This window comes from Halomonas pelophila, from assembly GCF_040196315.1.
Classification (GTDB): domain Bacteria; phylum Pseudomonadota; class Gammaproteobacteria; order Pseudomonadales; family Halomonadaceae; genus Halomonas; species Halomonas pelophila.
Genome location: NZ_JBEGCI010000008.1, coordinates 1 through 21,810 on the forward strand (window position 1 = coordinate 1; position 21,810 = coordinate 21,810).

The 21,810-nt window shown below is 65.9% G+C and carries 23 protein-coding genes and 2 pseudogenes; 8 read left to right on the forward strand and 17 right to left on the reverse strand.

Annotated elements, in window-relative coordinates:
- Positions 1-277 precede the first annotated feature (277 nt).
- The gene (locus ABE957_RS10140) at positions 278-1,186 is read right to left on the reverse strand and encodes a LysR family transcriptional regulator (protein WP_349758564.1); all 909 of its coding nucleotides are present in this window, start codon (positions 1,184-1,186) and stop codon (positions 278-280) included.
- A 141-nt stretch (positions 1,187-1,327) separates the two neighbouring features.
- Here ABE957_RS10140 and ppnN point away from each other — a divergent pair, with 141 nt between their 5' ends.
- Positions 1,328-2,689 (forward strand): nucleotide 5'-monophosphate nucleosidase PpnN, encoded by a 1,362-nt coding sequence (gene ppnN, locus ABE957_RS10145; protein WP_349758565.1) that lies wholly within the window; start codon positions 1,328-1,330, stop codon positions 2,687-2,689.
- Positions 2,690-2,847: 158 nt separating this feature from the next.
- Here ppnN and ABE957_RS10150 read toward each other — a convergent pair whose 3' ends face one another.
- Positions 2,848-3,216 carry a hypothetical protein gene (locus ABE957_RS10150; RefSeq protein ID WP_349758566.1) on the reverse strand — a complete coding sequence of 123 codons (369 nt, stop codon included), beginning with the start codon at positions 3,214-3,216 and terminating at the stop codon, positions 2,848-2,850.
- Between the two features lies 1 nt (position 3,217).
- Positions 3,218-3,682, reverse strand: a complete 465-nt coding sequence (locus ABE957_RS10155; protein WP_349758567.1) for a flavodoxin — start codon at positions 3,680-3,682, stop codon at positions 3,218-3,220.
- Between the two features lie 134 nt (positions 3,683-3,816).
- Between ABE957_RS10155 and ABE957_RS10160 the strand changes: the two genes are divergently transcribed.
- Positions 3,817-4,026, forward strand: a complete 210-nt coding sequence (locus ABE957_RS10160; RefSeq protein ID WP_349758568.1) for a DUF2788 domain-containing protein — start codon at positions 3,817-3,819, stop codon at positions 4,024-4,026.
- 101 nt (positions 4,027-4,127) lie between these two features.
- Here ABE957_RS10160 and ihfA read toward each other — a convergent pair whose 3' ends face one another.
- The 9 genes from ihfA to ABE957_RS10205 form a co-directional block, all read right to left on the reverse strand.
- Complete coding sequence (gene ihfA, locus ABE957_RS10165) at positions 4,128-4,430, reverse strand: integration host factor subunit alpha (RefSeq protein ID WP_349758748.1); 303 nt, start codon at positions 4,428-4,430, stop codon at positions 4,128-4,130.
- Positions 4,431-4,510: 80 nt separating this feature from the next.
- Positions 4,511-6,889, reverse strand: coding sequence for a phenylalanine--tRNA ligase subunit beta (pheT, locus tag ABE957_RS10170; RefSeq protein ID WP_349758569.1), 2,379 nt, complete (start codon positions 6,887-6,889; stop codon positions 4,511-4,513).
- Positions 6,890-6,923: 34 nt separating this feature from the next.
- Positions 6,924-7,943 carry a phenylalanine--tRNA ligase subunit alpha gene (pheS, locus tag ABE957_RS10175; RefSeq protein WP_349758570.1) on the reverse strand — a complete coding sequence of 340 codons (1,020 nt, stop codon included), beginning with the start codon at positions 7,941-7,943 and terminating at the stop codon, positions 6,924-6,926.
- A 127-nt stretch (positions 7,944-8,070) separates the two neighbouring features.
- Positions 8,071-8,424, reverse strand: coding sequence for a 50S ribosomal protein L20 (rplT, locus tag ABE957_RS10180; RefSeq protein WP_021817421.1), 354 nt, complete (start codon positions 8,422-8,424; stop codon positions 8,071-8,073).
- A gap of 37 nt (positions 8,425-8,461) precedes the next feature.
- Positions 8,462-8,656 (reverse strand): 50S ribosomal protein L35, encoded by a 195-nt coding sequence (gene rpmI / locus ABE957_RS10185; RefSeq protein ID WP_349758571.1) that lies wholly within the window; start codon positions 8,654-8,656, stop codon positions 8,462-8,464.
- Between the two features lie 86 nt (positions 8,657-8,742).
- On the reverse strand, positions 8,743-9,282 hold the full coding sequence (gene infC, locus ABE957_RS10190) for a translation initiation factor IF-3 (RefSeq protein WP_349758749.1): 540 nt from the start codon (positions 9,280-9,282) through the stop codon (positions 8,743-8,745).
- Positions 9,283-9,315: 33 nt separating this feature from the next.
- Positions 9,316-11,214 (reverse strand): threonine--tRNA ligase, encoded by a 1,899-nt coding sequence (gene thrS, locus ABE957_RS10195; RefSeq protein WP_349758572.1) that lies wholly within the window; start codon positions 11,212-11,214, stop codon positions 9,316-9,318.
- Between the two features lie 230 nt (positions 11,215-11,444).
- Positions 11,445-12,260: an OmpA family protein gene (locus ABE957_RS10200; protein ID WP_349758573.1), complete on the reverse strand. Its 816-nt coding sequence runs from the start codon at positions 12,258-12,260 to the stop codon at positions 11,445-11,447.
- A gap of 284 nt (positions 12,261-12,544) precedes the next feature.
- The gene (locus tag ABE957_RS10205; RefSeq protein ID WP_349758574.1) at positions 12,545-13,012 is read right to left on the reverse strand and encodes a DUF2489 domain-containing protein; all 468 of its coding nucleotides are present in this window, start codon (positions 13,010-13,012) and stop codon (positions 12,545-12,547) included.
- A gap of 185 nt (positions 13,013-13,197) precedes the next feature.
- Here ABE957_RS10205 and ABE957_RS10210 point away from each other — a divergent pair, with 185 nt between their 5' ends.
- A complete protein-coding gene (locus tag ABE957_RS10210) occupies positions 13,198-14,655 on the forward strand; it encodes an SLC13 family permease (protein WP_349758575.1) in 1,458 nt (485 codons plus the stop codon).
- Between the two features lie 56 nt (positions 14,656-14,711).
- Here ABE957_RS10210 and ABE957_RS10215 read toward each other — a convergent pair.
- Positions 14,712-15,545: pseudogene (locus ABE957_RS10215) on the reverse strand (IS5 family transposase).
- 137 nt (positions 15,546-15,682) lie between these two features.
- On the opposite strand from ABE957_RS10215, the gene ABE957_RS10220 reads away from it, so the two are divergent.
- The 4 genes and pseudogenes from ABE957_RS10220 (at position 15,683) to ABE957_RS10235 (ending at position 18,199) form a co-directional block, all read left to right on the forward strand.
- Complete coding sequence (locus ABE957_RS10220) at positions 15,683-15,916, forward strand: SDR family NAD(P)-dependent oxidoreductase (protein ID WP_349758576.1); 234 nt, start codon at positions 15,683-15,685, stop codon at positions 15,914-15,916.
- Positions 15,835-16,239: a Rossmann-fold NAD(P)-binding domain-containing protein gene (locus ABE957_RS10225; protein ID WP_349758577.1), complete on the forward strand. Its 405-nt coding sequence runs from the start codon at positions 15,835-15,837 to the stop codon at positions 16,237-16,239. The genes ABE957_RS10220 and ABE957_RS10225 overlap by 82 nt, the downstream gene beginning before the upstream one ends.
- Positions 16,240-16,532: 293 nt before the next feature.
- Positions 16,533-17,054 carry a phasin family protein gene (locus tag ABE957_RS10230; protein ID WP_349758578.1) on the forward strand — a complete coding sequence of 174 codons (522 nt, stop codon included), beginning with the start codon at positions 16,533-16,535 and terminating at the stop codon, positions 17,052-17,054.
- Between the two features lie 290 nt (positions 17,055-17,344).
- Positions 17,345-18,199, forward strand: a pseudogene (locus ABE957_RS10235) (IS5 family transposase).
- A gap of 61 nt (positions 18,200-18,260) precedes the next feature.
- Here ABE957_RS10235 and cyoE read toward each other — a convergent pair.
- Genes cyoE through ABE957_RS10255 form a run of 4 tightly spaced genes read right to left on the reverse strand, consistent with a single transcriptional unit; the run spans position 18,261 to position 21,591 of the window.
- Positions 18,261-19,181: a heme o synthase gene (gene cyoE, locus ABE957_RS10240; protein WP_349758580.1), complete on the reverse strand. Its 921-nt coding sequence runs from the start codon at positions 19,179-19,181 to the stop codon at positions 18,261-18,263.
- Positions 19,174-20,256 carry a COX15/CtaA family protein gene (locus ABE957_RS10245; RefSeq protein ID WP_349758581.1) on the reverse strand — a complete coding sequence of 361 codons (1,083 nt, stop codon included), beginning with the start codon at positions 20,254-20,256 and terminating at the stop codon, positions 19,174-19,176. The genes cyoE and ABE957_RS10245 overlap by 8 nt, the downstream gene beginning before the upstream one ends.
- Positions 20,243-20,842, reverse strand: a complete 600-nt coding sequence (locus tag ABE957_RS10250; RefSeq protein WP_349758582.1) for a redox-active disulfide-containing membrane protein — start codon at positions 20,840-20,842, stop codon at positions 20,243-20,245. Before ABE957_RS10250 ends, ABE957_RS10245 begins: the two co-directional genes overlap by 14 nt.
- Entirely contained in the window at positions 20,839-21,591 is a 753-nt protein-coding gene (locus ABE957_RS10255; RefSeq protein WP_349758583.1) for an SURF1 family protein, read from the reverse strand. Before ABE957_RS10255 ends, ABE957_RS10250 begins: the two co-directional genes overlap by 4 nt.
- On the opposite strand from ABE957_RS10255, the gene ABE957_RS10260 reads away from it, so the two are divergent.
- Positions 21,581-21,775 carry a DUF2909 family protein gene (locus ABE957_RS10260; protein WP_089848852.1) on the forward strand — a complete coding sequence of 65 codons (195 nt, stop codon included), beginning with the start codon at positions 21,581-21,583 and terminating at the stop codon, positions 21,773-21,775. The two genes, ABE957_RS10255 and ABE957_RS10260, sit on opposite strands and share 11 nt — an antisense overlap.
- The last annotated feature ends 35 nt before the right edge of the window (positions 21,776-21,810 follow it).

Here is a 21,810-nt window from a genome sequence, read left to right on the forward strand (position 1 = left end):
CGGTGCCTTCCCGTCAGAGGCCGTCAAGGCGGCCAAGTACTGGCCGGCGGTCAACCGGGTCGATAACGTCTTCGGCGACCGGCAGCTGATCTGCTCCTGCCCGAGCATCGACGAGTACCGTGATTGAGATGTCACTAAGCCTGTCATGAGGCGCCTCCCCGGCGCCGCCTGATCGCCAATGAAAAGGGCCCCGCTTCGGCGGGGCCCTGCGCGTTCAGGCCTCGATCGACTCATTCCCGATCGACGCCTTCCTTGACCGTCTCGGTCCTCGATCACCTCAGCTCTCGATCACCTCACCATAGCCGAGGCGCTCGTGGCGGCGCTGCTCGCGGTAGCCCTCGAGCAGGCGCACGTAGCGCCGCGGCATGTGCGCGCCGGTGCGGGTCACCAGGTAGAGGAACTCGTGGCACGCCTGGGCCAGGGAGAGCGCCTTGACCTGGCGCTGCCAGGGCGAGGTCTCCAGCACCACCCGTGAGACCACCGCAAAGCCTAGCCCCCGGGCCACCGCATCCAGCACCATGCCCACCTCGTTGGTAAAGCCCTGACGCGGGAAGTGACTCATCGAGCGAAAGTCGGGGAAATTGGCGCGCAACAGCGCCCCGGCATGATCGTTGCCGCCCGGATAGCCGATTACCCCAAGCGCCATCAGGTCGCCCAGCCCGTTGCCGGCGAAGTCCGCCGGCACCACCAGGCAGAGCGGCTCCTGGTGCCAGGGCTCGCAGTCGAGCTCCGGATGGCGTACCGGCTCGGTGACGATGCCGAGATCGTGGCGGCCGGCGAGGACGTCGGCGACGATCTCGCCGTTGAAGGCGAAGCTGTAGCTGACGGTGAGGCCCGGCTGCATCTGCTGCTGACCGAGGATGAACGGATAGAGCATCAGTCCGATGCTGCCCGGCGAGGCGAGGCGGCACTCGCCGCAGTCCAGGCTGTCGTTGTCCAGGGAGTGGCGGAACTGCTCGTGTTCGGCGAACAGCTTGAGCGCATAGTCGTAGGCGCGGCGGCCGGCCTCGGTGAGCACGAAGCGCCGCCCCTGGCGATCGAGCAGCGACTTGCCGAGGTACTGCTCGAGCTTGCGGACGTGCTGGCTGACGCCGGGCTGTGTCATCTCGAGACGCCGGGCGGTGCGCGTGAAGCTGCCGGTCTCGACCAGCGTGATGAAGGTGCGAAAATAGCGGGCGTTGAACATGGGATGTCACGTCGAGGGCGGTGGCCTGGCAGCGGTGATTCTATCAGCTCGCCGCCGGGGCCGCAGCGCTGCCCGCCCGATGGTCGGCGTGGTAGCATCGAGGCACGACCAATCCGGCCATGACGACAGGGAACGCCACGGATGCCCGACACCATTTCCACCACCATCTCACCGGAAGGCAGCCTCGAGATCCTCTCCCAGCAGGAGGTCGAGCGCCTGCACGACACCTCCCGCAGCGGGCTGCATGACCTGCTGCGCAACTGCTCGCTGGCGGTGCTCAACTGCGGCAACCTCACCGATGACGGCCTGGCCCTGCTCGAGACCTACCGCGACTTCGATATCGAGGTTCAGCAACAGGACCGCGGCGTGCGCTTGAAGATCACCAACGCCCCCGCCGAGGCCTTCGTCGACGGCAAGATGATCCGCGGCATCCGCGAGCACCTCTCCGCGGTGCTGCGCGACATCGTCTACGTCTACAACGAGATCCAGACCCGCCATCGCTTCGACCTGCAGACCGCGGAAGGCACCACCAATGCGGTGTTCCATATCCTGAGAAAGGCCGGCACCCTCAAGCCGGGCCGGGATCCGAGCCTGGTGGTCTGCTGGGGGGGCCACTCGATCTCCCGCGAGGAGTACGACTACACCAAGGCGGTGGGCTATCACCTGGGACTGCGCGAGCTGGATATCTGCACCGGCTGCGGGCCGGGCGCCATGAAGGGGCCCATGAAGGGCGCCAACGTGGCCCACGCCAAGCAGCGGCGCAGCCAGGGGCGCTACCTGGGGGTCTCAGAGCCCGGCATCATCGCCGCCGAGGCACCCAACCCCATCGTCAACGAGCTGGTGGTGATGCCCGACATCGAGAAGCGCCTAGAGGCCTTCGTGCGCCTGGGTCACGGCATCCTGGTCTTCCCCGGCGGCGTGGGCACCGCCGAGGAGATCCTGTACCTGCTGGGGATCCTGCTGCACCCCGACAACACCGACATGGAGCTGCCGGTCATCTTCACCGGCCCCGCGAGCGCCGCCGACTACTTCAAGCGCATCGACGAATTCCTGGTCTACACCCTGGGCGAAGAGGTGCGCCGCCACTACCGCATCATCGTCGACGACCCCGTCGAGGTAGCCCGGGCCATGCGCGTCAACATCGACCGGGTCGCCGAGTATCGCCGCAGCCGCCAGGACGCCTTCTACTACAACTGGCGCCTGACCGTGGCGCGCAACTTCCAGGAAACCTTCGAACCCACCCACGAGGCCATGGCGAGCCTGGCGCTCCACCGCGAGCAGCCGGTGCATGAGCTCGCGGCCAACCTGCGCCGCGCGTTCTCGGGCATCGTCGCCGGCAACGTCAAGGAGCAGGGCCTACGGGCCATCGAGGCCCACGGACCCTTCCGGCTGCACGCCGAGCCAGAGCTGATGGCGCGCCTAGACGAGCTGCTCTCCTCCTTCGTCGATCAGGGTCGCATGAAGCTCGCCGGCGACTACGTGCCCTGCTACACCCTCGGCTAGCCGAACCGGCGCCTGACCGGGATGCAAGAGGCCCCGCCGGATCACGGATCCGGCGGGGCCTCGAGGTTGCTTGATCGTAACGACGGTTATAACAGCGGTCGTGACAGCGTCCGTCGGGCGCTATCCGGCCACTCACGGCGGGTCGACCGCCGCCGCGGCTAGGCGCGCGTCGGCCGCCACCACAGCCAGAGCGCATGCAGCAGCAGGCCCAGGGTGGCGCCGTGGGAGGCGACGAGCTCCCAGCCGAAGAAGTCGCTGGTCAGGGCGTGCCAGGCGGTCATGAAGACCGCCCCTGCCCCCAGGCAGAGCACCAGCCGACACAGCAGCCCCGGCAGGCGCGCGCGCGCCGCATCCTCGAGCATCCGCCACTGCAGCAGGGTCGCGATCGCGACCACGGCCAGCGCCATCAGCATCAACGACTGGCGCGTCTCGAGGCCGGCGGCCAGATAGCGCGGCAGGGTCGCCAGCATCAGCACGCCGAGCCCCAGCAGCAGGCTGACGCGCTCCGCGCTCGGTGTGGCCCCCATCTCAGGCCACCTTCAGCTGCTGGGCGTCGATCCACTCCTCGACCCAGGGCAGCGCGGCATCATCGGCCATGAAGGTCTCCATGGCATCGACCTCGAGGCGCTCGCCGAGCCGCTGGGCGCCCTGACCTTCGAGCAGCTCGTCGAGGTAGCGCCCGGCACCGCAGTAGGTATCGCCGTAGGAGCTGTCGCCCAGGGCGATCAGGCCGTAGCGCAGGCTGCCAAGGCCGGGGCTCTGCTCCTCGAGCGCCCGAGCGAACGGCACGATATTGCCGGGCAGGTCGCCGCTACCGGTGGTGGAGACGCAGAACAGCGCCAGGTCGGTGGGCGAGCCGATGAGGTCGTCGAGGGTCGGCTGGTCGAAGATCGCCACCTCGTAACCGGCCTCCTCGAAGAGCGGCTTGACCTGTTCGGCGACGTCCAGGGCACCGCCATACATGGTGCCTACGAAGATCTTGAGCATGGGCATGTCATGGATTTACCTGAGGATTTCACTCGGATATTAACACGGGGGTGCGGCATGGGGCCACGCCAGGATGACTGCCGAGCACGGGGAGTCCGAGTATAATGGTCGGGCATTCACCCTTCCTGCTAGGAGACACCATGCGGCACGCCTTCGAGACCTGGATCACGCCGATCATGATCGGCGGCCTGATCCTCTTCATGTGCTTCATCATCTGGGATCTGGCCAAGAAGTCCCAGGCCGGACGCTTCGGCACCCTCATGCTGTTCGTGGTGCTCGGCGCCGGGATGCTGGGCTACGTGCTGAAGGTGGTGATCACCTGGACGCTGGAGAGCGGCGGCGCCGTGTAGGCCACGCCCCTGAAGCGCCAAGAGGGCCCAATGCAAAGACGCCACTCCGAGGAGTGGCGTCTTGCCTGGCGACCGACGGTTATCGCAACCACCGGCGGCGCTCAGTGCACCTCGCCGTCGAATCCCTCGACCTGGCTCTTGAGCTTCTGGCCGGGCCGGAAGGTGACCACGCGCCGCGCGGAGATGGGAATCTCCTCGCCGGTCTTCGGGTTGCGACCGGGACGTTCGCGCTTGTCGCGCAGGTCGAAGTTGCCGAACCCCGACAGCTTGACCTGCTCGTTCTCACGCAGACAGCCACGAATCTCCTCGAAGAAGGCCTCCACCATGGACTTGGCCTCGCGCTTGGAGAGGCCAAGCTCGGCGTGCAGATGTTCGGCCAGTTCCGCCTTGGTCAACGCACCCATGTTGTCGTCCTCGTGGCGCTGGTCCTGCCGATCGCCGGGGCTCGCCTCGCTGACGTGCGCAGCCTTGTCACGCGCTCCGGTCATGAACGCAGCTCTGCGCCCAGATGCTGGTGCGATTCCGCGACGATGGCATCAACCAACTGATTGATTTCCTCGTCATTAAGCGTGCGCGATGGATGCTGCCAGGTCAAGCCCAGGGCCACGCTCTTGCGTCCCTCCGGAACACCCTTGCCCTGATAGACATCGAACAGGTGCGAGTCCACCAGCCACTCGCCGGCCTGGCCGCGGAGGGTATCCAGCAGCGACTGGACCGGCAGCTCGGCGTCGACCAGGAACGCCAGGTCACGACGCACCTCGGGATGGCGCGACAGCGGCGTGAAGGCCGGCACCCGCCCCTGGGTAAGGGCGTCGAGGCGCACCTCGAAGAGCAGCGCATCGACCTTGAGGCCCAGCTTGGCACGCACCGCCGGATGCAGGGTGCCGATCCAGCCGGCCTCCTCACCGCGATGCAGGATGCGCGCACACTGCCCCGGATGCAGGGCCGGATGCTCGCCCGGCTCGAAGCGCCAGGCCTCGGGCTCGCCCAGCGCCAGCAGGCTCTCGAGGTCGCCCTTCAGGTCGAAGAAATCGACCGCGGCCTTGTCGCCGGACCAGCCCTCGGGCTCACGGGGCCCGCAGACCAGCGCGCCGAGCATCGGCAGCTGGTGCAGGTGGTCGAGCTCGCCGCGGAACACCAGGCCGGTCTCGAACAGCCGCACCCGGCTCTGCTGACGGTTCAGGTTGTGCGTGAGGGCGCGCACCAGGCCCGGGAAGAGGCTCGCGCGCATCACCGACAGGTCGCTGGAGATGGGGTTGGCGAGCGCCGGCGAGATGGCCTCGGGATGCAGCGCCTGCTGCAGTTCCGGGGCGACGAAGCTGTAGGTCACCGCCTCCTGATAGCCGCGGGCGACCATCTGGCGACGCAGCCGGCCCAGCGGCGTATGGGCCTCATCCGCGGGGCGCAGCGCCAGGCGCAGCTGGGGACGACGCACCGGCAGACGGTTATAGCCATGGATGCGCGCCACCTCCTCGATGAGGTCCTCCTCGATGGCGATGTCGAAGCGCCAGCTCGGCACCTGCACCGTCCAGCCCTCGCCGGTGGCCGCGACGCCGAGCCCCAGGCGCTCGAGGATCTCGGCGACCTCGTCGCCGGGCAGCGACTTGCCGAGTGCCTGCTCGAGACGAGCGGCGCGCAGGATCGCCTGGCGGGCGCCGGGCAGATGCGGGTCGCTTGCCACCTCGATCAGCGGCCCCGGCTCGCCGCCGGTGATCTGAAGCAGCAGCGCGGTGGCCCGCTCGGCGGCCTCGCGGGCGAGTGCCGGGTCGACGCCACGCTCGAAGCGATGAGAGGCATCGGTGTGCAGGCCGTAGCGACGGCCCTGACCGGCCACGGCCAGCGGCGAGAAGAAGGCCGACTCGAGGAAGATGTCGCGGGTCTCGGCGCTGACGCCGGAGTGCTCGCCACCCATGACGCCGGCGATGGCCAGCGGGCCGTGCTCGTCGGCGATCACCAGGGTCTCGCCCTCCAGGGTGATCTCCTGGCCGTCGAGCAGCACCAGGCGCTCGCCCTCCCGTGCCAGCCGCACGATCACGCTGCCGTGCAGGTTGGCGCGGTCGAAGGCGTGCAGCGGCTGGCCGAGTTCGAGCATCACGTAGTTGGTGACGTCGACCACCGGGTCGATGGCGCGGATGCCGCTGCGGCGCAGCCGCTCGACCATCCACAGCGGCGTCTCGGCGGTGACGTCGACGCCCTTGATCAAACGACCGAGATAGCGCGGGCAGCGCTCGCCGTCCTCGACGCGCACCGGGAAGCTTTCGTCATGGACCGGCGGCACCGGGGCAAGCGCCGGCCCCTCGACCGCCAGGCGGTTGAGCACCCCCACCTCGCGGGCCAGGCCCTTCACGCTCAGGCAGTCTCCACGATTGGGGGTGAGGTCGACCTCGATGGTGTGGTCATCGAGCCCCATGAAGTCGCGGAAGCCCTCGCCCACCGGCGCATCGGCCGGCAGCTCGAGGATGCCCTCGGAGGTCTCCTCCGCGAGGCCGAGCTCCGAGGCGGAGCAGATCATGCCGCAAGACTCCACGCCGCGCAGCTTGGCCTTCTTGATGGTGAAGTCGCCGGGCAGCACGGCGCCGACCCGGGCAAAGGCCACCCGCTGGCCCTCGGCCACGTTGGGGGCGCCACACACTACCTGCACCCGCTCACCGCTGCCGTCGTCGACCTGGCAGACGTTGAGCTTGTCGGCGTCCGGATGCGGCGCCTTGGCCACCACCTGGGCGACCACCACGTCACTGAAGCTCGCGGCCACGGGCTCCACGGCATCGACCTCGAGGCCGGCCATGGTGATCTGGTCGGCGAGCGCCTGGGTAGAAAGGGCCGGCGAGACCCAGTCGCGCAGCCACTGTTCGGAAAATTTCATGACAACTCCTGTGTTCTGCTTATCCGGTGATCGATCAGGCGAACTGGCGCAGGAAGCGCAGGTCGTTGTCGAAGAACAGCCGCAGGTCGTTGACGCCGTAGCGCAGCATGGCGAGGCGTTCGGCACCCATGCCGAAGGCGAACCCGGTATAGCGCTCGGTATCGATGCCGGAGTGGCGGAACACCTCGGGGTGCACCATGCCGCAGCCCATCACCTCCAGCCAGCCGCTGTGCGAGCAGACCCGGCAGCCGTCGCCGCTGCACATCACGCACTCGATATCGACCTCGGCCGAGGGCTCGGTGAAGGGGAAATAAGAGGGACGGAAGCGCACCGAGAGATCGTCACGCTCGAAGAAGGCGTGCAGGAAGTCCTGGATGGTGCCCTTGAGGTCGGCGAAGCTGACGTCCTCGTCGACCAGCAGGCCCTCAACCTGATGGAACATCGGGGTGTGGGTCAGATCGGAGTCGCTGCGATAGACCCGTCCCGGGCAGACGATGCGGATCGGCGGCTCGGCCTCCTTCATGGTCCGCACCTGCACCGGCGAGGTGTGGGTGCGCAACAGCCGGGTGGCATCGAAGTAGAAGGTATCGGCCATGCCCCGCGCCGGGTGATGGGCGGGGATATTGAGGGCCTCGAAGTTGTGGTAGTCGTCCTCGATCTCCGGACCGACCGCCACGTCATAGCCGATGCGCGTGAACATCGCCTCGATGCGCTCCAGGGTCAGGGTCACCGGGTGCAGGCCGCCGCTGGGCTGGCCGCGCCCCGGCAGGGTCACGTCCAGGCGCTCGGCGGCCAGGCGCGCCTCCAGCGCCGCCTTCTCCAGCGCCTGGCGGCGCTCGTCGAGTTCCTGGCCCAGCGCCTGCTTGGCCTGGTTGATCCGCTCCCCGGCGGCCGGGCGCTCCTCCGCGGGCAGCTTGCCGAGCCCCTTGAGCAGGGCGGTGATCTCGCCCTTCTTGCCGAGATAGCGCACGCGCAGGTCGTCCAGCGCGGCCAGGCTGTCGGCGGCGTGGATGGCGTCGCGGGCCTCGGCAACCAGAGTGGGAAGGTGGTCCATCCGTTGAGCTCCGAAGTCTTTCAAAGAAGTCTTTCAAAAAAACAGGGGAAGAGCGGCTGCTCTTCCCCTGCGACGATCACGGACCGGCGGCGCGACACGAGCCGCTCACCGGCCAGGGTCGACTCCCTTACTGGGCAGCCTTGGCCTTCTCGACGATGGCGGCAAAGGCAGCCTTCTCGTGAACGGCCAGATCGGCCAGCACCTTGCGGTCGATCTCGATACCGGCCTTCTTCAGGCCACCGACGAAGCGGCTGTAGGACAGGCCGTGCTGGCGGGCACCGGCGTTGATACGCTGGATCCACAGGGCACGGAACTGACGCTTGCGCTGGCGACGGTCGCGGTACGCATACTGGCCGGCCTTGATGACGGCCTGCTTGGCGACGCGGAAGACGCGCGAACGGGCACCGTAGTAACCCTTGGCCTGCTTAAGAATCTTCTTGTGACGACGACGTGCGACGACACCACGCTTGACGCGAGTCATAGCTTTCTCCTGATGTTAGAGGGGTTCACCCGGGAAGTTACAGAGTCGGCAGCATCCGCTGGATGAGTGACTTGTCGGCGTCGTGGATCTGCTTCATCCCACGCAGCTGACGCTTCCGCTTGGTGGACTTCTTGGTCAGGATGTGGCTACGGAACGACTGCTTGTGCTTGAAGCCGTTGGCCGTCTTCTTGAAGCGCTTGGCAGCGCCGCTGTTGCTCTTGATTTTCGGCATGAGAATAACTCCGCTCGAGATTTTTCAGAAAATTCGGGGCCACCGGAAGGCAAGCCTGCCTTCCGGCCGTTAAACGGGCCGTCGAATCACTTCTTCTTGGGGGCAATGATCATGATCATCTGGCGCCCTTCCATCTTCGGGAAGGACTCCACGGTACCCAGCTCCTCGAGGTCGGCGGCAATCCGTTCCATCAGCTTGCGGCCGATGTCCTGGTGCGCCATTTCACGACCGCGAAAACGCAGGGTGACCTTGCCCTTGTCGCCACCTTCGAGGAATCGAATCAGGTTCTTCATCTTGACCTGATAGTCACCCTCGTCGGTGCCAGGCCGGAACTTCACTTCCTTGACCTGGATCTGCTTCGTCTTCTTCTTCTGAGCAGACTTCTGCTTCTTCTGCTCGAAGACGAACTTACCGTAATCCATGATCTTGCAGACGATGGGATCGGCGTTGGAAATCTGCACGAGGTCCATTCCGGCCGCTTCGGCTCGCTCCAGCGCCTCGCTGGTGGGCACGACGCCCAGCTGTTCGCCGTCGCTATCGATCAGGCGGACCTGATCCTCGGTAATGCGCTCGTTCATCGGGGGGCGTTTATCCTGAACGCGCCCTCTTGGGTTGCTTCTCTTGATGGTTCCGTCTCCACTATCGCTTGGAAGATGTCGCTATTGCCGTTCGGTCTGAATCCGCTCGATGAAGGCGTCTACCGTCATCGTCCCGAGATTCTCGCCGCTGCGGGTGCGCAGGGCCACCGAGTCGGACTCGACTTCCTTATCTCCCACCACCAGGAGATAGGGGACCTTCTGCAACGTATGCTCTCGGATTTTAAAGCCGATCTTCTCGTTCCTCAAGTCCGACTTGACGCGCAGACCGACTTTCTGCAGCCGCTCGACCAGCGAGACGGCGTAATCACGCTGAGCATCGGTGATGGTCATGACCACCGCCTGCTGCGGCGCCAGCCACAGCGGCATGGCGCCGGCATAGTGCTCGATCAGGATGCCCAGGAAGCGCTCGAAGGAGCCGAGGATCGCGCGATGCAGCATCACCGGCGTCTTGCGCACGCCATCCTCGTCGACGAACTGTGCCCCCAGGCGACCCGGCAGGTTGAAGTCGAGCTGCAGGGTACCACACTGCCAGACGCGGTTGAGGCAGTCGCGCAGCGAGAACTCGATCTTGGGCCCGTAGAAGGCGCCCTCGCCCGGCTGCAGCTCCCACTCGAGACCGGTGGCGTTCAGCGCCGCCTCGAGGCCGGCCTCGGCGCGATCCCACAGCGCCGGCTCGCCCATGAAGCCCTCGGGGCGCGTGGAGAGCTTGAGCTCCACGTCGTCGAAGCCGAGCTCCTTGTAGACCTGCAGGGTCAGGGCGATGAAGGCCTCGGCCTCGGCCTGGATCTGCCCCTCGGTGCAGAAGATGTGCGCGTCGTCCTGGGTGAAGCCGCGCACCCGCATCAGGCCGTGCAGCGAGCCGGAGGGCTCGTTGCGGTGGCAGCTGCCGAACTCGGCGAGGCGCAGCGGCAGGTCGCGGTAGCTCTTCAGCCCCTGGTTGAACACCTGCACGTGGCAGGGGCAGTTCATCGGCTTGACCGCGTACTCGCGCTTCTCCGACTCGGTGGTGAACATCAGCTCGCTGTAGTGCCCCCAGTGCCCCGAGGCCTTCCACAGCGAGAGGTCGACCACCTGAGGCGTCTTGATCTCCTGGTAGCCGTGCTCGATCTGCACGCGACGCATGTACTGCTCGAGCGCCTGATAGATCGTCCAGCCGTTGGGATGCCAGAAGACCATGCCCGGAGCCTCTTCCTGGAGGTGGAAGAGATCCATCTTCTTGGCCAGCTTGCGGTGATCGCGCTTCTCGGCCTCCTCGAGGCGCTTGAGATAGGCCTTGAGCTGCTTCTTGTCGCCCCAGGCGGTGCCGTAGATGCGGGTCAGCATGGGGTTCTCGGCGTTACCGCGCCAGTAGGCCCCGGAGAGCTTGGTCAGCTTGAACGCCTTGAGGTGCCGCGTATTGGGCACGTGAGGGCCCCGGCACATGTCGAGGTATTCCTCGTGATGGTAGAGACGAATGGTCTCTCCCTCGGGAATGCCGCGCACGATCTCCTGCTTGTAGGGCTCGTCGCGATGCAGGAACTGCAGCATGGCGTGATCGCGGTCGACATACTCGCGCACCACGTCGTACTCGTGATCGATCAGCGCCTTCATGCGCGCCTCGATGGTCTCGAGATCCTCGGGGGTCACCGAGCGCCCGAAATCGACGTCGTAGTAGAAACCGTCCTCGATCACCGGGCCGATGGCCATCTTGGCCTCGGGATAGAGCTGCTTGACGGCATGGCCGATCAGGTGGGCGCAGGAGTGGCGAATGACCTCGAGGCCCTCCGCGTCACGGGCGGTGAGGATCGCCACCTCGGCATCGTGGTCGATGACATCGGCGGCATCCACCTGGACACCGTCGATCTTGCCGGCCACGCAGGCCTTGGCGAGACCGGGGCCGATGCTCTCGGCCAGCTGCATCACGCTGAGGGGTTCGTCGAAGGTTCTCTGACTGCCGTCGGGCAGGGTCACGATGGGCATGAAGGCTTCCTTGTGCGCAGTGGTGATCCATACCAGGGATCACGTGTCGCCAGACGAATGGTCGTGGTCTGAAAGCCGCATAGCCTAGCAGAAGCGTCCCGTGGGGCGCCACGGGGGAGATGGCCAAGGGACAGGACCCCGACACGAGAAAAGGCGCCCGAAGGCGCCTTCTCTCGAACTTCCGTCACGCCCCGGACAGTGCCGGGACGGTGGCTCGGGTCAGGGCAGGATCACTCCCACTCGCCCAGTTCCACGCGACGGTTCTCGGCACGACCCGCCTCGGTCTCGTTGCTGGCCACCGGCTGAGACTCGCCATAGCCGACGGTGCGCATGCGATCCATCGAGACGCCCTGGCTCGCCAGGTAGTCGGCGACGGAGTCGGCACGACGCTGGGAGAGGTCCTGGTTGTAGGTATCGCTACCCATGGAGTCGGTGTGACCCTCGATGCGCACGCGGACATTCTCGTTAGCACGCAGCTTGTCGGCCACATCGGCGAGGATGTCCTCGGCGCCCATGGTCAGGACGGCGGAGTCGAACTCGAAGTTCACGTCGCGCAGCACCAGGTCTTCCTCACAGCCCAGGGCGTTGACCTCGGCACCGGCCGGGGTACCCGGACACTGGTCCTGATAGTCCGGCACGCCGTCGCCGTCGGAGTCGAGCGGACAACCCACGGCATCCACGGCCACGCCGGCCGGAGTGCCCGGGCACTGGTCATCGGCATCGAAGACGCCATCGCCATCGGTGTCGCGCGGTGCCGGCGCCGGGCTACGGTTGGGCTCGGCGCATAGCATGGCACCGATTGCAGCGCCGGCGGTGGCGCCGATGGCCGCCCCCTTATCCTCGTCGGATTCGCCACTCGTGCCATAACCGATGCCACCGCCGATCAGGCCGCCGGCCAGGCCGCAGACGAAGGGCGATTGATACCAGGCACGGTCAGAGGAAACGCCGCTGTCCATGCCGGAGGATTGTGACCCCGAGCTGGCACAGCCGGAGAGCCCGACCACCAGCGCGGAACCAAGCAACAAACCAGTCGTTGATTTTTTCATGCAAGACTCCTTCTTCTTAACTACTAACCCGGCACGGCAGGTGAGTAATGCCATCGCCAGGGGGTTCCGAGGAATGAACCGAGGGAAACGGCCCCCGAACCGCTTCCTGCACCCTCCAAGAAAGCACGTAAAACCTTTCTCGGCCAGTTACAGGCACGGCGGCTAGGGCATCCAATGCATATTAGCCGTCAACGTGATTCGCCAAGCTTGCCGCAGAGTCTGGGCGGTTGCAATCAATGAAGGGGCCAAAGCGCCCCCTCCTGCAGGCACCGCCCCCACGGACATCAGTGCAGGCTGCCCGGCCAGCCGCGACGAAACTCGATCACCGCCGTCGCGGCCTTGAGCACCGGTTCGCGCATCTCGTCCTCGACCGCCAGACGCTCGCGGTCCTCCTGGAACCGCGCCTTGGGGCTCAAGGCCTTGCGGGCGGTATGGGTGTGCAGGTGCTGGGTACGGCGATGGACCTCGTCGAAGGCCTGGAAGTCGGGACGCTGCGTCAGGTCCTGATCGAGGATCTCCAGCAGCACCTTGCAGCGCCAGGATCCCTCGGTGATATCGACCTGCTCCTGGGCCAGGGCCGAGGCCACCATCTCGAGATTCTCCAGGCAGTTCTCATGGGCACGCCGCAGTTCCTCTTCCCGGAAGGTCCGACGCCGCCGCACCTCCTTCCAGAGCGTGAAGGCATAGGCCCCGAGACCGGCGATGATCGCCAGCGCCAGGCCGAGGAGAATGAGTGCCAGGGTAGGGTTCATGGGCATGTCCCGTGTCGGTTCGTGTCAGGGCCCTTCATTCTACATGCCGCCCGCCAGACCCCGAAATCACGTCTGAACGGCCTGGCGAGGCGGCCAGATCCATTTACCGATCAAGGCTCGGCAGCCGGCCTGCGCCTTGCGTAGAATCCCCCTCCACCCACCACGCATGGAACGACGGAACGACGATGCCCACACCCGACGACTCTCACACCACGCCCTCGGGGCCTGCCCTCTCCGCGCGCATCGGCTTGTGGCTGGGCCCGCTCTGGGTACTCTTGACCCTGTTGGCGCCGGCACCCACCGGCATGTCCGACCCGGCCTGGGCCTGCGTCGGCCTGGCGCTGCTGATGGCCACCTGGTGGTCCACCGAGGCCATCCCGATCCCCGCCACCTCGCTGCTGCCGCTGGCCCTGGTACCGGCGCTGGGCATCGGCGACATGAATGAGACCGCGGCCAGCTACGCCAACCCGATCATCTATCTCTTCCTCGGCGGCTTCCTGCTCGGCATCGCCATGCAGCGTTGGGCCCTGCATCGGCGCATCGCCCTGCATGTCCTGCGCGTGGTCGGCCACCAGCCGCGCCGCCAGATCGGCGGCTTCATGCTGGCCACCGGCTTTCTCAGCATGTGGGTCTCCAATACCGCCACCGCCATCATGATGCTGCCCATCGGCATGTCGGTCATCAGCCTGCTGGACGACGCCGACCCGGCCGAGCTGAATCGCTACGCCACGGCGCTGCTGCTGGCCATCGCCTACTCCGCCAGCATCGGGGGCGTGGCCACTCTGATCGGCACCCCGCCCAATGCCCTGCTGGCGGGCTACCTGGCCGAGGACCGCGGCATCGACCTCGGCTTCGCCCAGTGGATGATGATCGGTCTGCCGATCAGTGCGGCCATGATGATCAGCGCCTGGTGGTGGCTGACCCGCCGCAACTTCAACCTGAAGACCGATGACGACAGCGCCGGCATGGTGCGTGACGAACTGGAGAAACTCGGCCGAATCGGCGCACCCGAGCGCCGCGTGGGCCTGATCTTCCTGCTGGCGGCGGTGACCTGGATGCTGCGGCCGCTGCTCAACGATGCCGGGCTCGACTGGCTCTCCGACACGGGCATCGCCATCATCGCCGGCATCGCCCTGTTCCTGGTGCCCGCCGGCCGCGGCGATGGCACGCGCCTGATGGACTGGGACGCCGCCAGGGAGCTGCCCTGGGGCATCCTGCTGCTGTTCGGCGGCGGCCTGGCGCTGGCCGGCGCCATCAGCCGCTCGGGGCTGGCGGAATGGATCGCCCAGCAGCTCGGCATCTTCGGTGTCTTCCCGCTGCTGGCGATGGTCGGCGTGGTGGTGCTGGTGATCATCTTCCTCACCGAGGTGACCTCCAACACCGCCACCGCGGCCGCCTTCCTGCCGCTGCTCGGCGCCCTGGCGCTGTCGCTGGACATCTCCCCCCTGCTGATCACGGTGCCCGCGGCCATCGCCGCCAGCTGCGCCTTCATGATGCCGGTGGCCACGCCGCCCAATGCCATCGTCTTCGCCACCGGCCGCATGAAGATCCAGTCGATGATCCACGCCGGCTTCATGCTCAACCTGGTCAGCACGGTGGTCGTGACCCTGATGGCCTACTTCCTGATCCTCGCCTTCTGGTGAGAGATCACCCGCTCGGACACGTGAAGAGCCCGGCCGCCAGGCCGGGCTCTTTTCCTCTAGGTTCTGTCTGGAAAGTCGGCACGTAGGCAGCGATCTATGCAGGCCAGGCATACCATCGCTCTGAAGCTGCTGGCCAACTTGGCGTATCGGGTACAGACGCGGCGCAGCTCCTTGATCCAGCCAAAACAGCGCTCGATGATATTTCGTTCTCGATAGCGGGACTTGTCAAAGCCCCTCGGCGCGCCAGGGCGCGGCTTTCGCTTCATCCTGCGCCTTGCAATGATCGGCTTCATCCGGTGTCGGTCGCAGTAGCGGCGAAGAGGATCGCTGTCATCGCCCTTGTCCGCCACGATGTGGCGACAGCGCTTACGTGGCCTGCCCCTGCTTCCAGGCAGATGGACGTGTTCCATGGCCGGGATGAAGTGGCGCGTATCTGAGTCCTGCCCGGGCGAGAGCGTGAAGGTCAGTGGCCATCCATGCCGATCACAGACCATGTGGATCTTGGTCGTCAGGCCGCCTCGGCTCCGTCCCAGGGCATGGTCTACGGACTCTTGCTGTCCCCCTTTTTGCCGCCTCCAGTGGCGGCACGGGTGGCGCGGGTCGATGTCGAATCGATCATCCAGGTGTCCAGGTCCATCAGGCCATCCTCTCGCAAGCGAAGCTGGAGACGAGCCAGGATGGCTTCGAAGGTGCCGTCGTCTCGCCATTGCCGGAAGCGATCGTAGACGGTCTTCCAAGGGCCGTAACGCTCTGGAAGATCTCGCCACTTGGCGCCCGAGCAGAGGATCCAGAAGATACCGTTCAGCACCTGGCGGTCATCGCGGCGGGGGCGACACGATGTCCTCGATGAGGGCCCAGCCGTTGTCGGAGATCTCGTAGCGTCCTGCCATGGGTCACCTATGCTGCTGCGGCTAGCAGATTCGACTTTTCGGACAAAACCTAAGGAGCGCACCGGCGGTGGATTGACGGCGCGGTTCAATAACGGCGCCTACGGCAGCCCGGCGCGGTGGAGGACCTCTCCCACGAGGTGCTGCGCGAACAGCTCGAGACCAACCTGCTCGGCACCCACGAGCTCACCACCCGCGTGCTGCCTATGATGCGCGCCCAAGGGCACGGGCGCATCGTGCACATCAGCTCGGTGCTGGGGTTCGCCGCCCTGCCCTACCGCGGGGGGCCTATGTGTGTTCCAAGTTCGCCTTGGAGGGCCTCGCCGACACCCTCCGCCAGGAGCTTTCCGGCAGCGGCATCCACATCAGCCTGATCCAGTCTGCCCCCATCACCAGCCGCTTTCGCGAGAACGTCCATCGCGCCTTTCGGGCCAACATCGATACCCTGCACAGCGCCCACGCCGAGACCTACCGCAAGGTGGAGGCACGCCTGGCCAGCGAGGGCGGCAAGGCAACCTTCACCCTGGGCCCGGACGCCGTGGTGGCCAAGCTGATCCACGCCCTGGAGCACCCGCGCCCCAGGCCCCGCTATGCGGTGACCGTGCCCACCCACCTCTTCGCCGCCCTCAGGCGCGTGCTGACCGCCCGCGGCATGGACCGGGTGCTGCTGCGCTCGACGCGAGATGAGCGGGAATGACCTATCACCCTTGATGACCCGTGCCCCGCAAAACCCCCTCCATATGCGCCGCACAGTGTGCGCTGCCGCACGGAACGATCGTCCATTACCCGTTAGGCTCTAGATCGTCCATTACCCGTTAGGCTCTAGTTGATCATGTGAAAGGGCCGTCACGAAAGGGAAGTGATCAAGGCATTGACGGACTTAAATGCGATCCCGCTGGCGAAAGCGTTGCTGAGCCTTATGGCGAGGTAGTGTACGTAAAAGCCAATGAAATTATTGAGTTTCACAGTTGCATGAAAGTGAGGTGCTAGATGAGTGCTAAAAAAACCAGGAAGGATATTGATCAGACTGTCGAGAAAACGACAGATCAATCCAAGCAACAGTTCGAGAACGCCATCGTTGAGCCGGTACGTGCCCATGGGTCACTGACGACCGATTATTACCAAGAGCTATTCTCGACACAAAACGATGCCGTTCGTGCTTTTGCTGATACCAGCCTGGCCCTATCTCGTTCCTGGCTCGATGTCAAGGATTCCGAAAGTTTCCAGAAAGTGGTTGAAGAGCAACAACAGACCATTCAGGAAATGAGTGAGCGATTTAAGGCCGACACGGACAAGATTCGTACACTGACCCAGGAATATCTGAAAGAAAGCCAGCAATTAGCGACGGAGAGCATGCAGAAAGGCAAGCAACAGATCGAGGACAACATTCAGCAAGGCCAGAAGCAACGTCAGGAAGATGTTCATGAAGACCAGGATCAGGTCGAAGAAAGCATGAAAAAGGGCGAGAAGGAAGTCGATGTTGCTCAGAAAAAAGAGTCAGCGTCAAGCTGATAAAAGCAAGAAATAAACCAGCATACCCAGTAATTAATATCACTATTTTCATTAATTCCGTCATGCTCCGGGCCGTTTCCTGAAGGGAAATGGCCTTTTTTATCGAAGGGCGCTAACGAAGAGAGATTCGGAAGACACGATGCCTTTCGTGATTGCCTCAGACTCCGAAATAAGTCCCTATTGGTGTCCTGCCGCACGGAACAATGTCACTTTCTACATATAGGCTCTAGGCTTTGTCAGAAAAGTTGAATTTTCTAATATAACCTATGCCGCAGCAGCATAGGTGACCCATGGCAGGACGCTACGAGATCTCCGTCAACGGCTGGGCCTTCATCGAGGATATCGAATCACCGCCACAGACTACGGGGCGCCCCCCGCCGCGATGACCGTCAGGTGTTGAACGGCATCTTCTGGATCCTGTGCTCAGGCGCCAAGTGGCGCGACCTTCCAGAGCGTTACGGCCCTTGGAAGACCGTCTACGATCGCTTCCGGCAATGGCGAGACGACGGCACCTTCGAAGTGATCCTCGCTCGCCTCCAACTTCGGCTGCGCGAGGATGGCCTGATGGACCTGGACACCTGGATGATCGATTCGACGTCGATCCGCGCCACCCGGGCCGCCACTGGAGGCGACAAAAAGGGGGACAGCAAGACCCCGTAGACCATGCCCTGGGACGGAGCCGAGGCGGCCTGACGACCAAGATCCACATGGTCTGTGACCGGCATGGTTGGCCGCTGACCTTCACGCTTTCTCCGGGACAAGATTCAGATACGCGGCACTTCATCCCCACCATGGAGCACGTCCATCTGTCTGGAAGCAGGGGCAGGCCACGTAAGCGCTGTCGCCACATCGTGGCGGACAAGGGCGATGACAGCGACCCACTTCGCCGCTACTGCGACCGACACCGGATGAAGCCGATCATTGCCCGGCGCAGGATGAAGCGAAAGCCGCGCCCTGGCGCGCCGAGGGGCTTTGACAAACCTCGGTATCGCGACAGAAATATCATCGAGCGCTGTTTCGGGTGGATCAAGGAGCTACGCCGGGTCTGCACCCTGTCCGACAAGTTGGCCAGCAGCTTCAGGGCCATGGTATGCCTGGCGTGCATAGACCGCTGCCTGCGTGCCGACTTTCCAGACAGAACCTAGGCGTCTGATATCCGAAAGACGTCGTTCAGGCACGGCCGGCCTCCTAACTCAGCCGGCGAACTCAGCCCAGGAGCCGCCAGGCCGTGGCATAGTGATCCAGCAGCAGCACGCCGAACACGCCGAGGATATAGCGGATGGAGAACCAGAAGGCCGCCAGCGGCGCCTTGGGATCCCGGCCGCGCCAGACCCGCCAGTTCCAGACCATGAAGCGCAGATTGAGGGCCATCACGCCGACCAGGTAGAGCGCCCCGCTCATGCCGATGGCAAACGGCAGCAGTGTGACCGCCACCGTCAGCCAGCCATAGAGCCACACCTGCAGCCGCGTGAAGGCCTCGCCGTGGGTGACCGGCAGCATCGGCACGCCGGCCCGGGCGTACTCGTCGCGCTTGTGGATCGCCAGCGCCCAGAAGTGCGGCGGGGTCCAGGCGAAGATGATCAGCATCAGCAGCAGCGGCTCTGGGCCCAGCTGCCCGGTGACCGCCGTCCAGCCGAGCAGCGGCGGCGCCGCCCCCGCGACCCCGCCGATGACGATGTTCTGCGGCGTGGCATGCTTGAGGAAGGCGGTATAGATCAGCGCATAGCCGATCAGCGAGCCGAGGGTCAGCCAGGCCGTGAGCGGGTTGACCTGCCAGGCCAGCAGCCCGATGCCGCAGACCGAGAGCAGCGTCGCCCAGCAAAGCGCCAGCCCGGTGGGCAGGCGCTGGGTCGCCAGGGGCCGGCCCGCGGTGCGCAGCATCAAGGCGTCCAGGCGGCGATCGACCACGTGATTGAAGGCCGCCGCTCCCCCGGCGGCCAGGCCGATACCCGCCAGGCCGAAGACCACCGCTGCCACCCCCGGAAGCGGCGCCGCCAGCAACATGCCGACCAGGGTGCAGACCAGCATCACCGCCACCACCCGAGGCTTGCACAGCGTGTAGAGATCTCGCCAGCCCCAGCTGGCGAGCTGGCCGACCGCGGCACGTTCCATCACGACCTCAGACATGAGCCCACTCCTCCTTCGTTACCGAATTCCCCGCGTCCGGCGCGGTGATGCCCTGGGTCACGCTCGACCAGCGCCAGTGCCACAGGGCGAGCGTCATGGCGGCTACCAGCGCCACCGCACCGGCGGTATGCAGCAGGGCCAGCCACAGCGGCAGCCACGCCAGCACGTTGGCGACGCCCAGCGCGAGCTGTGCCCCAAAGGTGCCGACCAGCAGCCCCAGCCAGGGGCGCATGCCGGCCGCATGGCGATGGCGCATCGCGAGCAGAAGCAGGCCGAGACCGAGCGCCAGGGCGCCCAGCCGATGCCCGACCTGAATGGCGCTGCGCGCCTCGGCGTGCAGCTGCCCGTGCAGATAGTTGGGCCCCACCGTCTGGGTCAGGTGAAAGCCCTCACTCCAGTCCAGGCTCGGCCACCACTGGCCGTTGCAGCTGGGAAAACCCTGACAGGCGATCCCGGCGTAGTTGCTCGACGTCCAGCCGCCGAGCGCCAGCTGGGCGACCAGCAGCACCAGCGCCAGCCGCCACAGCGGGGTCAGTGGCCGGGGGCTGACCAGTCGGTGCTCGCCGGGCCGGAAGCGTCGCAGGCGCAGGTGCAGCCAGAGGAAGAGCACCATCACGCTGAGCCCGCCCAGCAGATGCAGGGTGACCACCTGGGGCCATAGCTTGAGCGTCACGGTGAAGGCGCCGAAGGCCCCCTGCATCAGGATCACGGCGAGCAGCGCCAGGCTGGTGCGCCACGGATATCCCGCCTCGCGGCGCCAGCGAGCGCCCAGCAGGATCAGGCTGATGACCAGGAGCCCGAGCAGGGAGGCCAGGTAGCGGTGCACCATCTCCACCCAGGCCTTGGCGGACTCCAGCGGCACCGTCGGGGAGTGGGCCAGGGCACTGTCGGCGTCCGGCACCACCAGAGCACCATAGCAGCCCGGCCAATCGGGGCAGCCGAGGCCCGCATCCACCAGCCGTGTCCAGGCCCCCACCAGCACCACCAAGGCAGTGAAGACGACCCCCGCCAGGCTCAGACGCACCAGCCAGCGGCGGCGGGACTCCTGGCGATCGACTCCATCATCCCCGATCATCGGCGTCCTCCCCTGCGGCTGATTCGCCCGCCGCGGTCTCTACCGGGGCTGTCTCGACCTGGGCGGTGGCGTACTGGGCCAGGGGCGACTCGGGGTTCAGCCGCAGCAAGCGGCGCAGATCGGTCAGGACGTCGGACGCCGAGACCCCGGGTCCATAGCCGAGCACCGCGCGCCCCTCGGGATCGAGGATCCACAGGCGATGGGCGCTTCGCCACTCGGCCGCGTCCGTCCACTCTGCCACGGCGGCCCCGGGCAGCGGCTCGGCATCTCCGCCGATCCGCAGCCGGCTGACCCGATCGGCCTCGCGCCCCAGGGCACGATGCAGCCGCCACCAGCGATCGGCGCGCTCAGCACAGGCCTCGGAACAGTCGAAGACCAGCAGCCAGTCACTCGCCCCGTCCTTTTCCACCGCCGTCAGCGGCCACTGATCCAGGCTGGGCAGCGTGGGCGCAAGCTCGCCGTGGGCGGTGCGCCCCTCGGGAATGCCGAGGCGCCACTGCACCATGCCCCAGGCCAGCACGATGGGCAGTGCGAAGATCGCAAAAAGGGCCAGCAGCTTCAGGCGCTGGCGTCCGGTGTGGGTCATCGGGGAGGCTCCTTGCTCGGGGAGGAGATCGATTCGGGACGCGCGAGGCGACGCGCGCCCACCAGCATGATCACCAGGGCGGCCAGGGCCAGCCCCCACCACTGCAGGGCATAGCCCAGGTGGCGTGCCGGGGGCACCACGCTTGGCTGCCACCAGGAAGCGAGATGGCCGGGCCCTCGCTCAAGGTGCAGCCAGCCGGCGTGGGCGACGCCCTCGTCGAGGCTCCAGGCCGCGAGGTCGATGCGCTGCAGGCGGTTGCCCTCGCGATTGGGGCCATAGAGCGGGGCCGCATCGCCCGAGGCCTGCCAGCGCCCTTCCAGCCGAACCACGCCACCGGGCGTGTCGACCGAGGGATTGTCGCGCGTCGGGCCGGTCGCCAGGAAACCACGCTGGATCAGCCAGAGCTGGCCTTTCTGGTCGCGAAAGGGCGTAAGAGGCGCCACGCCGAGGCGTCCCTCATGAATTCGGTTGTCGAGAAACAGCGTCTCCCCGGCCAGGTACTCACCGCGCAACACGACACTGGCGCCGGGAGGCGGGGTCCTGGTCGGCGATTCCAGCCGCGGCGCCGCCTCCAGGCGCGCCAGGTACTCGCGCTTGTCGGCGGCCCGCTCCCACTGCCATAGTCCTAGAGCGAGACCCGCCATCACCACGCAGGACCAGAACCCCCACCAGCCGAGCCGACGCGCCGGGACTGGGCGACGATGCCGCTGCGATGCCGACGCTTTCATGGAGCCGTGAATGTTACTCAAGATAATGATTGCTCTCGTCTTTCTCGCCATGGTGATCAGTCTCGCCGCCGGCGCCGGCTTCCTGATCCGAGACGGGGGCCGCTCTCGCCGCGTCCTGGTCTCGCTCAAGCTGCGCGTGGGCCTGGCGGCGCTGCTGCTGGCCCTGCTGTTCTTCGGTTTCTATCTCGGTGATCTCGGGGCCTGAGCCGCTGACAAGACGCGAGCTCAAAAGACCCAAGC

What these genes read in the sequence shown, in the direction of transcription:
- ABE957_RS10140 (WP_349758564.1), bottom strand. Translation starts at nt 1,186, where the DNA reads ATGTTCAACGCCCGCTATTTTCGCACCTTCATCACGCTGGTCGAGACC.
- ppnN (WP_349758565.1), top strand. Translation starts at nt 1,328, where the DNA reads ATGCCCGACACCATTTCCACCACCATCTCACCGGAAGGCAGCCTCGAG.
- ABE957_RS10150 (WP_349758566.1), bottom strand. Translation starts at nt 3,216, where the DNA reads ATGGGGGCCACACCGAGCGCGGAGCGCGTCAGCCTGCTGCTGGGGCTC.
- ABE957_RS10155 (WP_349758567.1), bottom strand. Translation starts at nt 3,682, where the DNA reads ATGCCCATGCTCAAGATCTTCGTAGGCACCATGTATGGCGGTGCCCTG.
- ABE957_RS10160 (WP_349758568.1), top strand. Translation starts at nt 3,817, where the DNA reads ATGCGGCACGCCTTCGAGACCTGGATCACGCCGATCATGATCGGCGGC.
- ihfA (WP_349758748.1), bottom strand. Translation starts at nt 4,430, where the DNA reads ATGGGTGCGTTGACCAAGGCGGAACTGGCCGAACATCTGCACGCCGAG.
- pheT (WP_349758569.1), bottom strand. Translation starts at nt 6,889, where the DNA reads ATGAAATTTTCCGAACAGTGGCTGCGCGACTGGGTCTCGCCGGCCCTT.
- pheS (WP_349758570.1), bottom strand. Translation starts at nt 7,943, where the DNA reads ATGGACCACCTTCCCACTCTGGTTGCCGAGGCCCGCGACGCCATCCAC.
- rplT (WP_021817421.1), bottom strand. Translation starts at nt 8,424, where the DNA reads ATGACTCGCGTCAAGCGTGGTGTCGTCGCACGTCGTCGTCACAAGAAG.
- rpmI (WP_349758571.1), bottom strand. Translation starts at nt 8,656, where the DNA reads ATGCCGAAAATCAAGAGCAACAGCGGCGCTGCCAAGCGCTTCAAGAAG.
- thrS (WP_349758572.1), bottom strand. Translation starts at nt 11,214, where the DNA reads ATGCCCATCGTGACCCTGCCCGACGGCAGTCAGAGAACCTTCGACGAA.
- ABE957_RS10200 (WP_349758573.1), bottom strand. Translation starts at nt 12,260, where the DNA reads ATGAAAAAATCAACGACTGGTTTGTTGCTTGGTTCCGCGCTGGTGGTC.
- ABE957_RS10205 (WP_349758574.1), bottom strand. Translation starts at nt 13,012, where the DNA reads ATGAACCCTACCCTGGCACTCATTCTCCTCGGCCTGGCGCTGGCGATC.
- ABE957_RS10210 (WP_349758575.1), top strand. Translation starts at nt 13,198, where the DNA reads ATGCCCACACCCGACGACTCTCACACCACGCCCTCGGGGCCTGCCCTC.
- ABE957_RS10230 (WP_349758578.1), top strand. Translation starts at nt 16,533, where the DNA reads ATGAGTGCTAAAAAAACCAGGAAGGATATTGATCAGACTGTCGAGAAA.
- cyoE (WP_349758580.1), bottom strand. Translation starts at nt 19,181, where the DNA reads ATGTCTGAGGTCGTGATGGAACGTGCCGCGGTCGGCCAGCTCGCCAGC.
- ABE957_RS10245 (WP_349758581.1), bottom strand. Translation starts at nt 20,256, where the DNA reads ATGATCGGGGATGATGGAGTCGATCGCCAGGAGTCCCGCCGCCGCTGG.
- ABE957_RS10250 (WP_349758582.1), bottom strand. Translation starts at nt 20,842, where the DNA reads ATGACCCACACCGGACGCCAGCGCCTGAAGCTGCTGGCCCTTTTTGCG.
- ABE957_RS10260 (WP_089848852.1), top strand. Translation starts at nt 21,581, where the DNA reads ATGTTACTCAAGATAATGATTGCTCTCGTCTTTCTCGCCATGGTGATC.